Source organism: Hungatella sp. SL.1.14 (assembly GCF_024460495.1).
GTDB classification, from domain to species: domain Bacteria; phylum Bacillota; class Clostridia; order Lachnospirales; family Lachnospiraceae; genus Hungatella; species Hungatella hathewayi.
In genome coordinates this window covers 1-298 of record NZ_JANFYJ010000389.1, presented here as the reverse complement: position 1 = coordinate 298, position 298 = coordinate 1, and the positions used below count along the sequence as shown (strand labels likewise).

The window sequence follows — 298 nt, the reverse complement described above, 5'->3', positions numbered from 1 at the left end:
CGATACCGCTTACACCGGCATGCTGCATTCCGACACGGCTCTGGCCGCCGTCGGCGTGACGCTGCCCCTGCTTCTGATCATGGTTTCGGTTGAGAACATCTTTTCTCCAGAAGGTTATCGTGAAAGGATTCAAACTCCGCCGAAACATCGTTATTTAACACCCCGGGAACGAGACGGGAGACGCAGTCAATCATAACCATAGCCGGCAGTTCTCCGCCGGTTAAGACGTAGTCCCCGATGGATAAGTAATCCGTGGCCACCAGCTCCAGCGCACGCTCATCCACGCCCTCATAATGGC

1 pseudogene is annotated in these 298 nt (G+C 55.7%); it reads right to left on the bottom strand.

Features of this window, described 5'->3' with window-relative positions:
- Positions 1 to 77: 77 nt before the first annotated feature.
- Positions 78 to 298: pseudogene (locus NE473_RS31495) on the bottom strand (hypothetical protein); the annotation flags it as partial.